The 13,660-nt window shown below is 45.8% G+C and carries 10 protein-coding genes; 5 read left to right on the plus strand and 5 right to left on the minus strand.

Annotated features, from left to right (window positions below; translation table 11 throughout):
* Window positions 1-89: 89 nt before the first annotated feature.
* Window positions 90-1,088 carry a GlxA family transcriptional regulator gene (locus FKX85_RS06805; protein ID WP_141614012.1) on the plus strand — a complete coding sequence of 333 codons (999 nt, stop codon included), beginning with the start codon at window positions 90-92 and terminating at the stop codon, window positions 1,086-1,088.
* A 538-nt stretch (window positions 1,089-1,626) separates the two neighbouring features.
* Here the strand turns inward: FKX85_RS06805 and FKX85_RS06810 are convergent.
* The 5 genes from FKX85_RS06810 to dapF form a co-directional block, all read right to left on the minus strand.
* A complete protein-coding gene (locus FKX85_RS06810) occupies window positions 1,627-2,397 on the minus strand; it encodes a S1/P1 nuclease (RefSeq protein ID WP_141614013.1) in 771 nt (256 codons plus the stop codon).
* A gap of 11 nt (window positions 2,398-2,408) precedes the next feature.
* The gene (locus FKX85_RS06815) at window positions 2,409-3,602 is read right to left on the minus strand and encodes a M20 metallopeptidase family protein (RefSeq protein WP_141614014.1); all 1,194 of its coding nucleotides are present in this window, start codon (window positions 3,600-3,602) and stop codon (window positions 2,409-2,411) included.
* 5 nt (window positions 3,603-3,607) lie between these two features.
* Window positions 3,608-4,156 carry a hypothetical protein gene (locus tag FKX85_RS06820; protein WP_141614015.1) on the minus strand — a complete coding sequence of 183 codons (549 nt, stop codon included), beginning with the start codon at window positions 4,154-4,156 and terminating at the stop codon, window positions 3,608-3,610.
* Window positions 4,157-4,165: 9 nt separating this feature from the next.
* Window positions 4,166-7,546, minus strand: a complete 3,381-nt coding sequence (secA, locus tag FKX85_RS06825; RefSeq protein ID WP_141614016.1) for a preprotein translocase subunit SecA — start codon at window positions 7,544-7,546, stop codon at window positions 4,166-4,168.
* A 112-nt stretch (window positions 7,547-7,658) separates the two neighbouring features.
* A complete protein-coding gene (gene dapF / locus FKX85_RS06830; RefSeq protein WP_141614017.1) occupies window positions 7,659-8,432 on the minus strand; it encodes a diaminopimelate epimerase in 774 nt (257 codons plus the stop codon).
* Window positions 8,433-8,806: 374 nt separating this feature from the next.
* Between dapF and FKX85_RS06835 the strand changes: the two genes are divergently transcribed.
* The 4 genes from FKX85_RS06835 (at window position 8,807) to FKX85_RS06850 (ending at window position 12,916) form a co-directional block, all read left to right on the plus strand.
* Window positions 8,807-9,574 (plus strand): superoxide dismutase, encoded by a 768-nt coding sequence (locus FKX85_RS06835; protein WP_141614018.1) that lies wholly within the window; start codon window positions 8,807-8,809, stop codon window positions 9,572-9,574.
* 806 nt (window positions 9,575-10,380) lie between these two features.
* A complete protein-coding gene (locus FKX85_RS06840; RefSeq protein ID WP_141614019.1) occupies window positions 10,381-11,151 on the plus strand; it encodes a hypothetical protein in 771 nt (256 codons plus the stop codon).
* 116 nt (window positions 11,152-11,267) lie between these two features.
* Complete coding sequence (locus tag FKX85_RS06845) at window positions 11,268-11,735, plus strand: pyrophosphohydrolase domain-containing protein (RefSeq protein ID WP_141614020.1); 468 nt, start codon at window positions 11,268-11,270, stop codon at window positions 11,733-11,735.
* Window positions 11,736-11,782: 47 nt separating this feature from the next.
* Window positions 11,783-12,916 (plus strand): P1 family peptidase, encoded by a 1,134-nt coding sequence (locus tag FKX85_RS06850; protein ID WP_394345009.1) that lies wholly within the window; start codon window positions 11,783-11,785, stop codon window positions 12,914-12,916.
* Window positions 12,917-13,660: the final 744 nt, after the last annotated feature.

Here is a 13,660-nt window from a genome sequence, read left to right on the forward strand (position 1 = left end):
AACTTACAAGACTATTTATATAATACTGGTGTGTAAATACGACGTACTAAGGGGTTGAATACGACAGGTTTACTGACTATCTTAGTGGTATGAAACATGTAACTATCCTTGTCCCCAAGGGACACTTCAGCATGGTCAATATAGAAGGGACCCATCACGTTTTTAGCTGGGTAAACGAATGGTTGGCCCAGTTGGGGCGTCCGCCGTACTTTGACCTTCAATTGGTAGGCCTCTCCAAGCCTACCCTGCAAAGTACAGGTCTTTTTGAAATCAACCCTGGACGGCTAATCAGCGAAGTGGAAAAGACCGACTTGATCGTGATTCCAGCGATCCATGGAGATATTGATCAGGTATTGGAGGCCAATAGGCCCTTTATTCCTTGGATTATCAACCAGTACAAGGCAGGAGCTGAAGTAGCCAGTTTGTGTATTGGCGCATTCCTGCTGGCCGAGACGGGCCTTTTGGATGGTAAAAAAGTGGCGACTCACTGGCATTTTGCCAATGACTTTCGCAAGCGCTTTCCCAAGGCCATCATGGTGGATGATAAGATCTTGACGGACTCAGATGGTCTGTACACCAGCGGTGGAGCATTTTCTTTTACCAATTTACTGGTCTACCTTATCGAAAAATTCCAAGGCCGGGAAACGGCGGTGCTGGCAGCCAAGTCATTTATGATCGATATTGACCGAGACAGTCAGTCTCCTTTTATACTCTTTAATGGTCAAAAAGAACATTATGACGATGCTGTGCTTAACGCGCAAAAGTACATCGAGGATAATTTTCAGGAAAAGGTCACTGTGGATGATTTGGCCAGTAAGTTTGGCGTGGGCAGAAGGAGTTTTGAGCGGAGGTTTAAGCAAGCTACCAGCAATACAGTGGTGGAATACATGCAGCGGGTAAAGATCGAGGCAGCGAAAAAGGAGTTTGAAAAGGCCCGAAAAAATGTCAGTGAGGTAATGTACGATGTCGGCTATAGCGACACCAAGGCCTTCAGAACAGTGTTCAGAAAAATCACAGGACTTTCTCCCGTCCAGTACCGTAACAAGTACGCTCCCCAAGAGGTAAAGAAGACACTATTGTCCAAATAGCGAGCGTCAATTGGAGTAGGAGAATAAGGGGATCAAGTGAAAAGTTGGGATAGGCAGAATCGTTTTTTAATGGGACGCTGGTTAGGCAGATTTTCACTGATGTTTTTGGCTTTAAGTGCTCCCAAAATATAGTAATGGACACTTTAAATACTGGCGTCCGACTAAATTTCAAATATGATTAAAACTGTTTTTAAATAGAAATTTGGGGTTTTTATTCCAATCCCTAAAATGACGCCCATCCCCCCTTTAGGGGATTTAGGGGTGAAAACAGCTGGTTTTTTCAATTTGACGATTGTTTTCTCGGACTCCAGTACTTTAAATAGCCTTTTTGGAATACATTTAACCTGAGCGTCTATATTAAATCGAACTGAGGTTAGAACCATGATTTTCTCAATGACGGCTCTTGGTATGCCTGTTTTTCATCAGTTGGCATTGACTCCCGGGTTAAAAAAACTGTCATTGCGATGAGTATGCAGTAAAAGGGATATCTTCCATCCGCTAATTTTTCAATCGTACAATCTTCAAATTTTCAACCTTTTCACCCGTAAATTTCATTGAGGATGCCGGCCAACCTGATCCCACCAGCTAGCAGCTGCTCTTCGATCACAGGGAAGGTAACATAATCATATTCGTATGATAATCGCTTGCTCTCAGGGAGATCGTAAACAATTCCCCGTAGGTGTACTGCTTCTTTTAACCAATTGGCATAAGGGGCAGCCTGAAGTTCTCTTACAGTGGCTTTATCAGCTTTGCTGTTGAGGTGATTGGCAAGCTCGGTATAGCTCAGTTTTTGGCGGTCAATGACCTTGGTGTCCCACACCGTATGCAGGTTGGTGCTTTGGCCAAAATAGGACACTTCCACTTCGTTGCCACCTTTGTCCTCTCCGGTGCCTACATGGAGCGGTTGGTGGAGATCTCCCACGATATGGATAAGCATTTTTAGGTTTTCTTGCCTTTTGGTCAAAGAAAGGGGCTTGTTTTTCAGCTCATCGATAAGCTGCAACATGACGCCATAAGCATTGCCGTCTTTTTCCTGGATCTCAGGTTCATAGCCTTTGCTTTCATGGACGGTCAAGAAATGCCAGGTATAAGTATAGTCATATGTTTGGTCCGAACGGACTTCATCCATCCAGTTGGCAGCCATTGCCAAGGATGTTGGGCCAAGGATGGCCGCAATATTTCGATGCGCCTTTTTGCTGAGATGCCATTCGGCAATTTGTCCGACTACCCGGTGTCCTGTTTTTCCCCAACCAAAAGAATGGGAACTTATTATTGTGCACAGCACAAGTGCAAAGAAAAGTTTTTTCATGGTTCCCAATATTATGATTCCGACATTAGCTCATTAATGGCGATCCAGGCCATTAATCCTGCACCTACTTCCAATGCACTTTCATCAATGTCAAAGGTGGGCGTATGTACACCACTGGTGATACCCTTTTCTTCATTTCGAATTCCCAAGCGGTAGAAACAACCGTCCATTTCTTGGGTGTAGTAAGAAAAGTCCTCCGCTGCCATCCAAATGTCCAAGTCTTCCACATTTTCTTCACCAAGGTATTCTTGGGCGGCTTTGTAAGCCCTATCCGTTAGTTCAGGGGCATTTTTTAAGAAAGGATAGCCTTTTCTCACTTCAAAATCCACCGATCCTCCCATGCCTTCGGCAATACCTTCAGCTATTTTTACCATTTTTTTATGGGCCTCGGCGCGCCAGTCTTCGTCCAATGTACGGAAAGTGCCTTGGATATTGACTTCATTGGGTATGATATTGGTGGCTCCCAGTGCTTCGATACGGCCAAAAGACAATACAGAAGGAATCTTTGGGCTGGCGTTACGGCTGATTATTTGCTGTAGTGCTACGATGATGTGGGAAGCGATCAGGATAGGATCCACGAGGGTTTCTGGCATAGCACCATGTCCACCTTTTCCGATGACTTTCAGGTAAAGCTCGTCAGCACTGGCCATGTACATACCTTTGCGAAAGCCTACCTTGCCGGCATCGATCAGCGGCATGACGTGCTGGCCTACGATACCATTTGGTCGAGGGTTTTCAAGTGCTTTGTCCTTGATCATTAGTGAAGCTCCCCCAGGGATTTTTTCTTCACCGGGCTGGAAAATCAGCTTTACTGTCCCCTCAAATTGGTCTTTTACAGCATGAAGGATCCGGGCAGCTCCCAAAAGGGAAGAGGTATGCACATCGTGTCCACAGGCATGCATAACTCCTTCATTCTTGGATTTATAGGGGACTTTATTTTGCTCAATGATGGGAAGGGCATCCATGTCCGCTCGCAGTGCGAGGGTTTTTTTGGAAGGATTCTTTCCCTCGATCAGTGCAACCAGCCCCGTATTGGCCTTTCGCTGAATATCGGTGATGCCGATTTGCTGCAAATGCTCTTCCACATAAGCGCAGGTATGGTGTTCTTCGAAAGAAAGTTCCGGGTTGGCGTGGATATGTCTGCGGATTTCTATCGTTCGGTCAAGCTGGTCAGCAGCCAGCTTCTTGATGGTCTCTTTCAGCATACTGATTATTTCGATTCTTGGATTATTTCAGCTTCTTCCTCTTTGCCAAAGCGCTGTTGGATAATCCTGGCGCTGGGAAAGTCTTGTTTGATGGAGTGGAAGAGTGATTGGGCTTCGATGCGATTTATATATCTGCCGACCTTTACCAAGTACCGGGGCTGTTCGTATTCCATTTCTGCTTTTACCTGTGAAGGCAGCGTATTATAGAGCTTGTTTCTGGTAGAAAAAGCCTTCTCCCTGTCCACTCCACTATAGACCAAAATCGTAAAGCCGTTATAAACACCTCTATTGGCATTGCTTCGGGCAAAACGAGTCAGCGAAGCTTGGAGGTCACTGTCCACGGGATCTCCTGCTTCCGCACTTACGGGGCCATTGCTTTGGTCGGGTGCCAGGCTTTCCTCCTTGGGAAGGTCTGGATAGGTGGCTCGGTAAGAGGACAGGTTTTCTTCGTAGTTATTATAGCTAGCTGCTGATTTACTCATTTTGCTGCCGCCTGCACACCCTGCCAATAGGGTGACTACGAAGATGGAAAGATAGGCTATATTCTTTTTCATAGTGGTTTTTTAATCTTCTATAACAACACACTTGCCAGAACTGATATCCTGCTCAACACTTTTATATTTTACGTCCTTTTTAACGTTTCCATTGGAGTATTGTACCGAAACACGGTCATTTCGACCATAGGCTTTTTCTGACTTCCGTGGAGCAACTACTTGCTTTTGGGCGCCTCTGTTGGCGGCAGCAGCGGCTTGTGCAGCCCTGTTGGCATGAGGGTTCAAGGTGCTGTTGGCCTCTTCCTTGGATGCTTGGATATTTGGTTCAGCCTGTTGCGCTTGTGCGGCCCTTACCTGATCCGGGTTTTGCTTAGGGAGTTCTGCCTTGGCCAGGAATGAGATGACATCCTCGTTTAGTTTGCCCACAAAGCGTTTGAACATTTCAAAAGCCTCAAATTTATAGATCAACAACGGATCTTTTTGCTCATACACCGCGTTTTGTACGGACTGTTTCAAGTCGTCCATATCGCGGAGGTGTTCTTTCCAGTTTTGATCGATGATGGCCAGGGTGACATTTTTCTCAATTGCACGGATCAGGTCCCTTCCTTCATTTTCGATGGTGTTTTGCAGGCTACATACCACACCGATTTGTTTGATGCCATCTGTGATGGGTACCATGATTTCCTTGACAGTGGCGCCCCTGTTTTCATGGACATCCTTCAGTACAGGCAAGGCACGGTCGGTGACCCGCTGGTTTTTGGAGACATAATTTTTGTAGGAAGCATCGAAGAGCTCTTGGCTCAATGCAGCTGCTGGCTTGGACTTGACATCGTCTTCACTGAATTTGTAATCAATGCCCAGCGAGCTGTAAATGTTCATGCGGAGGCTTTCCATGTCTTCGGTGGATTTGGCCACTTCCACGATACCCTCACATACATCGTACATGACGTTAAGGATGTCCAGCTCCAGTCTTTCGCCCATCAAGGCGTTCTTTCTTCGCTTGTAAACCACCTCACGCTGGGAGTTCATGACATCATCATATTCCAGCAGGCGCTTACGTACACCAAAGTTATTTTCTTCTACCTTTCGCTGGGCCCTTTCGATGGATTTGGAAATCATGGAGTGTTGGATCACTTCACCTTCTTCCAGCCCCATACGGTCCATGAGTTTGGCGATGCGCTCAGAACCGAACAGGCGCATCAAGCTATCCTCCAGGGATACGAAAAATTGGGAGGAACCTACGTCTCCCTGACGACCGGCACGTCCACGGAGCTGTCTGTCCACCCGTCTGGATTCGTGGCGTTCCGTACCGATGATGGCCAGACCGCCGGCTTTTTTGGATTCTGGTGTCAGCTTGATATCCGTACCACGACCGGCCATGTTAGTAGCAATGGTCACCGTGCCCGGTTTACCGGCTTCGGCTACCACTTCGGCCTCTTTGGCGTGCTGCTTTGCATTCAGGACTTGGTGTTTGATTTTTTTGAGGGTCAACATCCTGCTGAGTACCTCGGATATTTCTACCGAGGTAGTACCCACCAGTACCGGTCTTCCGGCATCGGTCAGCTCATTGATTTCATCCACCACCGCGTTAAACTTCTCCCTGACGGTTTTATAGACTTTATCATCTCGATCATCTCGTTGGATAGGCTTGTTGGTAGGAATCACCACCACATCCAACTTGTATATTTCCCAAAATTCTCCAGCTTCCGTTTCAGCAGTACCGGTCATACCGGATAGTTTGTGGTACATCCTGAAGTAATTCTGCAGCGTGATGGTCGCGTAGGTTTGGGTGGCGTCTTCTACTTTTACGTTTTCCTTGGCTTCTATCGCTTGGTGAAGGCCATCGGAGTATCTTCTGCCTTCCATCACACGGCCTGTCTGCTCATCGACAATTTTCACTTTGCCGTCCACCAAGATATACTCGGTGTCTTTTTCGAACATACAGTAAGCCTTCAGCAGTTGATTGACCGTGTGGATACGCTGGGCTTTGACACCGTAATCCTTGATGATCTCTTCTTTGCGAATTAACTTTTCTTTATCATCTATGGATTCATCTTTTTCCATTTCGGCGATTTCTGTACCGATGTCCGGAAGGATAAAGAAACTGGTGTCTTCGTTTTTCTTGGTGATTACCTCGATACCATTGTCGGTAAGGTCCACGGTGTTGGACTTTTCGTCAATTGTAAACAACAGCGGTTCGTCCGCTTCCGGCATCATGCGTTTGTTGTCCTGGAGGTAATAGTTCTCGGTTTTTTGCAGGATTACCCTGATGCCAGGCTCAGAGAGGTATTTGATCAACGGTTTGTACTTTGGCATACCGCGGAAAGCTCTGAAAAGGGCCAGGCCTCCTTCTTTTTGATTACCTTCGCCGATCAGTTTTTTTGCAGTAGAGAGGTAGCCTTGTATCAGTTTTCGCTGCTCATCCACCAGAGTGGAAACCCGTGGCTTCATCTCATAAAATTCATGCTCATCACCTCTCGGTACGGGGCCAGAGATAATCAGTGGCGTTCTGGCATCATCGATCAGCACGGAATCGACCTCATCGATCATGGCAAAGTGATGTTTGCCCTGTACCAGGTCGTCCGCATTGCGGGCCATATTGTCACGCAGGTAATCAAAGCCAAATTCATTGTTGGTGCCGTAAACGATATCCGAGTTATAGGCTTTTCTTCTTCCTGTGGAATTAGGCTTGTACTTATCAATACAGTCTACCGTCAAGCCGTGAAACTCAAATAATGGTGCGTTCCACTCACTGTCCCTTTTGGCAAGGTAGTCGTTTACCGTTACGATATGCACCCCACGTCCGGCCAGGGCATTCAGGTAAGCAGGAAGCGTAGATACAAGCGTTTTACCTTCACCAGTGGCCATCTCGGAGATTTTACCCTTGTGAAGGGCGATACCACCGATCAGCTGCACATCATAATGGAGCATGTCCCAGATGATCTCAGTGCCAGCAGCTAGCCATTGGTTATGCCAGATGGCTTCGTCTCCGTTGATTTCCACATTATCTTTTCTGGCAGAAAGCTCACGGTCATAATCATTGGCCTTTACGACCAGTTTACCGTTTTCTTTAAACCTCCTGGCAGTTTCTTTCATTACTGCAAAAGCCTCTGGCAATACTTTTTCAAGTACCACTTCCAAGGCTTCATTACGGTCCTTTTCGACTTTGTCGATCTGATTAAAAATGGCGTCTTTTTCATGCACCTTATCCGGCGCTAAAGCATCAATTTCCTCCTTCAGGGAGGCTATTTTATCATCAAAGGTCTTTAATTCCGAATCGACTATTCCCTTGATTTCTATGGTTTTGTTTCGTAGTTCTTCATCCGTGATCGACGAAAGCTTATCGAAGGCTGCATTGATCGTTCCTACGTAGGGGTATAATTCTTTTATATCTCGGTCTGACTTGGTCCCGAAGACCTTGGTCAGCCCTTTTGCGATAAAGTCTAACATAGTAGTTATTATATTGTAATTGGGCTTAAAATTACTTTCTTTTTATAACAATCGGTAGTTTTTAACCGTTCGATTGGTGCTTGTTGTGAAATGTATTGCAAAAACCTGGAAGTTAGATGACCACAGTGCCTTTAAAAACCTGTTCAGCAGGTCCTATCAAAATGATATTTTTAAAACTTCCGTTTTCCGCTGCTGTAAATTTAACGGCAAGGTTTCCCCCCAGCGCTTTGATGTTAACTTGATTGATGTTTTGCTGAGAGCCAAAGACAAGGGCGCATGCGGTTACGCCTGTGCCGCATGAGAGTGTTTCGTCTTCTACTCCTCGCTCATAGGTGCGCACATAGATATGGTCATCCCCCAGGATCGAAATGAAGTTGACATTGGTGCCGTTTGGCCTATAGTCATCGCTGTATCGGATGGATGCTCCCGTATCCACTACGGGGTAATTTTCTACATCTTCCACAAAACGGACGTGATGGGGAGAGCCTGTATTGACGAAGAAATCGTTACCGGTATTTTCTATGGAAGCTACATTTCCCATGCCCAGCTCCACTTCCCCATCAGCAATGCGAGCATCATGTGGGCCGTCGATGGCCATAAAATGAGCTTGCTCCCTGACGATTCCAAGGAAGCTGGAGAAAGCAACGGCACAGCGGGCTCCATTTCCGCACATGCTCTGAGAGCCATCGGCATTAAAATAAATCATTTCAAAATCATAACCTTCCTTGTTCCGGATAAGGATAAGTCCGTCGGCACCAATCCCGAATTTACGGTCACAAAGTTGGCTGACGAGTTCCAGGTTTTGCTCATCAAAATACTCCGCCCTGTCATCGATCATCACGAAGTCATTCCCTGTACCTTGATACTTGTAAAATGATATTTCCATATCCTCCTTATAAATTGAATAAAGTAATCCTGCTTTGTCAAATTAAGAAAGTGCCTTAAAGAGATCCCTTCCCGATAGCTCGGGACAGGCTGTTCCTCGGGATGACAACGTGTTTTGTCCCCGATACATCGGGAAGGAATCTCCTAATATAACCGTAACATGACAAAGTAGGAGTAAAATGGATGGCTCAAAAACCAATCCATTTCCCGTTTATCCTACAAACATAACCAACTTGTCATTAATTCAGACAAATGGTCTGATTATTGGTTTTATTTTATCATGTAAATAGTTAACTTGCTGAAATAGCAATAGAAAATAAATAGAAATAAAAGTACTGAATTACAAAATATTTTCGAAACAAAATTTTATCAGTAATGAAGAAAGTTTCATTTAATCCTTCCAGAAGGACTTTTATAACACAGAGCACCAAGGCCACATTGGCAGTAGGAATCGGCAGTAGCGCTATCGGGTCGGCTTTCTTGACGGCCTGTGGGGCGTCCAAGGAGGAAGAGGAAGCTGTTCAGTTGAGCACAGGTTTTTCCCAAGCTGGCTTGGCCTACGACTATGCCGCCCTAGAGCCGAATATAGATGCCACTACCATGGAAATCCACTATACCAAACATGCCGCAGGCTATGCCCGAAAGCTGAAGGCGGCCTGTGAAGCAGAAGGTGTGGACATGAGCAAGCCACTGGAAGAGACGCTTATGAAAGTGTCCAATTACACCACTGCCATGCGAAATAATGGTGGAGGACACTATAACCACGAACTATTCTGGAGCATCATGTCTCCTGAAGGTGGCGGAAAGCCAGCAGGGGATCTTGCAGCAGCTATCGATGAGGCGTTCGGTAGCTTCGATGCCTTTGTGGAGCAATTCGAAGGTGCCGCCAAAGGGCGTTTTGGATCAGGTTGGGCTTGGCTGGTAGTCGATGCCAATAAGAAACTGAAAGTGGGTTCTACCCCAAATCAAGATAATCCACTGATGGATGTTTCAGAACTCCAGGGGATCCCATTGATGGGGATCGATGTGTGGGAGCACGCCTATTACCTTCATTACCAAAACGAGCGTGGCAAATATGTTTCGAATTGGTGGAATGTGGTTAATTGGTCTGCTGTGCAAGAGCGTTACAATGCTGTTGTGTAATGTAAACTCAATTCATGTTGATAATAGAAGCCGAATAGGAAGTGTCCTGTTCGGTTTTTTTTTGGGTGAATGGTGAACTGCTTGGTAAGGTGGGATCAAGCAATATTTTTGGGGGATGAGAGATTTCCAGGTGGTTTTGATAAGCATGTTTCTCTTTAATGTAGCAATAGGAATGTGTACCCTATTGACCTGATTATAAAATCAGTATAAATCCTTCATTGCGAACGCAGAGCAACGGAGTGAAGCAATCTCGTTTTCTTAATATGGGATTGCCACGGCTCCTTCCCCAAATCCCACCCTACGCCCTGTTTAGCACCAGACAAGCTGGCAGTGACGGTATTTTAAATCGAGTTTATTATAAAAAATCAGCGCAAACCTTATTAATCTGCACCATCTGCGTGCTATCGAAACCAACCCTAATCTCCCCAACTTTTTAGCTTAATCCGTAATGCGGGGCCAGATGTCCAGGGATAGAGTACGTGGTACAAAAAAACTGAAAGAATGGAGAGCGGAAAAGGAAATCCATATAGCCGCCAGACAGGTTTAATAGTGGTGACCACTGCGGAGGCTGAGCAGTTTCAATGTCTCCGGGTTTAAAAGCACCAACTCTCCCCATATTAGCCACTGGGAGATATTTTTTTTTAAGATATAAAAATGGTCGTTTATATAGATTGTGGCAAATCGTTGATGAAATATAATTTTTTAATTCAACTGTTTTCGTATAAAAAAAATGGTTTTTAACGGGTTGTTTTTGGCATTTTATTTGCGCAATACGGGACATTGCAAAACCAACTATTATGATAATCATGAAAAGTACAATGAAAAACTGCGCCAAATGGATAATGCCCTTAAGTCTTGGGCTTGTAATGATGGCCTGCTCTGATGATGAAGAAACACCCAAAGAGGGGTACAGTCAGGTAACCTTGAAATCTACAGCTGAGGGCAATTCGGAATCCACTTCAGAAAACAACCGAGTGGATGTAAGCGGAATGAGCATTACTTCATTTCAGGTGGGAACCCGGGATATGGAGATGAAGTATGTGTCTCAGGCGGGGATCGATGCCGGGATCAGCATTGGCAACGGCATTCTGGAGACTAATATCAGTGCCGAACTGGGGAGCCAGGTCTCGCAGGAGAAAAGCCTCACCCTTGTGGCTGATGGCGAATCCCAGGTATCGGTCATCGGTGAAGGAGAGACGCCAAACGGAAGTTACACAGAGGTGATTTTCAAACTTTACCAGCACTCCGAAGCCAGTGCCGAAAGTGAAATGAAGGACAAATCCATGCTCATCCAAGGTGAAGTGGAAGGGAAATCCACTCAAGTGTGGTTTGCGGCTGAGAAGCAGCTGAGGGCTGTGGCCGAATCGTCTCAGGGGTATGAAGTGAATGGCAATACTGACATGACAGTGGTATTTGATCTGGAAGCAATGTTTGCCGGTGTGGAAATGGATGCTGCCTTGGATGCCAATGCCGATGGCGTCGTGGAGATCGGCCCGGATAATGTGGACGGCAATGCCGCCCTTTACAGCAAGATTGAGAGCAATATAGAAAGTGCGATAGTACTTAAAAATCAATAATTGGATAATCGGTTTTTTAACACACCAGACCAGAGACCGGTAATTTTGCCGGTCTCTTTGTATTTGTGCATTATTTGCCTTTTTTTGTTTCCTCAATTATACTAACTGTTGACTTTATGAAAGATCCCAAGACGCTCAGTGCCGTAGCGGCATTTCACGAAACCTTTAAACATCCAATTCTAGAAGTGCCTACTATTCCAGATGAGAAGCGGTCCAAACTCAGGGTTTCCCTGATTGCCGAAGAGCTGAAGGAATTGGAAGAAGCCATCAAAAATGATGACCTTGTAGAGGTAGCGGATGCCTTATGTGACATACAGTATGTATTGGCAGGTGCTGTGCTGGAGTTTGGGCTGGCGGATAAGTTCAAGGAGTTATTTGATGAAGTGCAGCGCTCCAATATGAGCAAGGCCTGTAAGTCTGTCGAAGAAGTTGAGGCCACCCTTTCCCATTACCAAAATCAAGGTGTCGAATGTTATTATGAACAAGAGGGAGACCTTTATCTGGTATTCAGAAAGGAAGATCGCAAAACCTTGAAGTCGGTCAACTATTCTCCAGCAGACCTCAAGGGCATTCTTTCAAAATAGGCCTATACGCCAAAATCACTTTTACTAACCATTAACACCACTTAATGATGATCTGTTCTTCTAAATCCATGTATGCGCTGGTATGTGGTTTATTAATAGCTTTTAGCAGCTATGGCCAAGAAAGGGCCAGAGATTATGGTTTTACCTTTGGTGTATTAGTACCAGGAAAATGGAATGCCATCACCGATGTAACGGGTGTGAAAGTGGGGCATCAGACACTGGTCAACGGTGATAGTGTTCGTACCGGAGTAACCGCTATTTTGCCCCATGGGGGCAATGTTTTTCAGGAAAAAGTACCCGGAGCAGTGTATGTGGGCAATGGCTTTGGCAAGTTGGCGGGCACTACGCAGGTGGAAGAATTGGGGAATATCGAAACGCCAATCGTGCTGACCAATACCCTGAGCGTGGCCGCAGGGATCGAAGGCGTGATCGACTATACATTTTCCAACCCAGAAAATGCTAATGTCCGGTCCGTCAATGCTGTAGTGGGAGAGACCAACGACGGTTATCTCAATGACATTCGTGGTCGTCATGTAAAACCAGCCGATGTCGTCACAGCCATCCAATCTGCCCGGTCAGGGGAAGTGAAGGAAGGGAATGTCGGCGCCGGAACAGGCACCATCTGCTTCGGCTTCAAAGGCGGAATTGGTACTGCGTCCAGAAAGCTGCCTACTGAGATGGGAGGGTACACTGTAGGCGTTCTGGTTCAGACCAATTTTGGAGGAGTCCTGCAAGTCGATGGGCTTCCCGTGGGAAAGGAGCTTGGCCAATATGCATTTAAAAACCAACTGGAATCGGCTGATGGCTCTTGTATGATCGTCGTGGCCACCAATGCACCTGTCCATGCCCGCAACCTAAAACGAATGGCGAAAAGGGCCATTATGGGGTTGGCCAAAACCGGTGGAATTGCCTCCAATGGCTCTGGAGATTACGTAGTGGCTTTTTCTACCGCTGAAAGCTTGAGGATTCCCTATGATTCCAATGGTGAAGAGCGGCTGTCAATGGAAGTGATCAACAACGATTATATGAGCGGACTTTTTCTCGCCACCATCGAAGCCACTGAAGAAGCCATCATCAATTCCCTTTTTGCTGCAGAAACCATGAAGGGCTATCAAGGCCGTGAGATCGAGAGATTGCCAGTGGAGAAGGTGTTGGAGATAAAGAGTGGCAGTGATCGGTAGGCAGTGGTCCGTCAACAGTAGCATTACCTGGACATGGATGTTTTTTCATAATAACTACTGAAGAAAACCCAGGAAAAGACCTGTTGTTCCGATAGCTGTGCTGCGGAATCACGAGCCTTGAGTTTTTACACAACAGCACCTGCGTTGGTCATTTCTTTGGAAAGGAAACCAAGATTATTACGGGGCAAACAATATTTCCGGAGAGCGGTTTGGCATTCACCACATAGGACCAGTAAGAGTGAATTCTCCTTATCGGTTTATGTGTGCTTTCAGTGCTCTTGGGTCTTGGCCAGTTGACTTGTAGTTGCCTCCTGTTTTTACGTTTGCTCAAAAAAGTGCCAGCGGCACGAATGATTTTGAAGCAATTTCAGGTCGCAACACTTGTGCGCTCCCGAAATAGTTCGGGACAGGCTGTGGTGTAGAGGCTAATGCCTATTTCGGGTTTAATGCTGTTTAGATAAGGGGATTTTCCAGTTCGAAAGGCGGTCATTGAGGGAATCATGGTTTTAATTTTAAATTTTAGCACAATAGATGCACCGCGGCGGGGTTTCCTCCATAGGCGGACAGGTTTGGTTCTTTTTTGACCTGTAGCAAAAAAGGGGCAAAGGTAAGGGGATGAAAACCACGCTGGAATTTAGCAAGAGAAATAGTAAACAGCCATCCCAAATACTTACTAACTAAACGGTATTAGTTTTGGGTTTAGGCCATTTCCCTGTCCCAAATCCCTCATTTTATAATTTTTAA

This window comes from Echinicola soli, assembly GCF_006575665.1.
In the GTDB taxonomy this organism is placed as follows: Bacteria; Bacteroidota; Bacteroidia; order Cytophagales; family Cyclobacteriaceae; genus Echinicola; species Echinicola soli.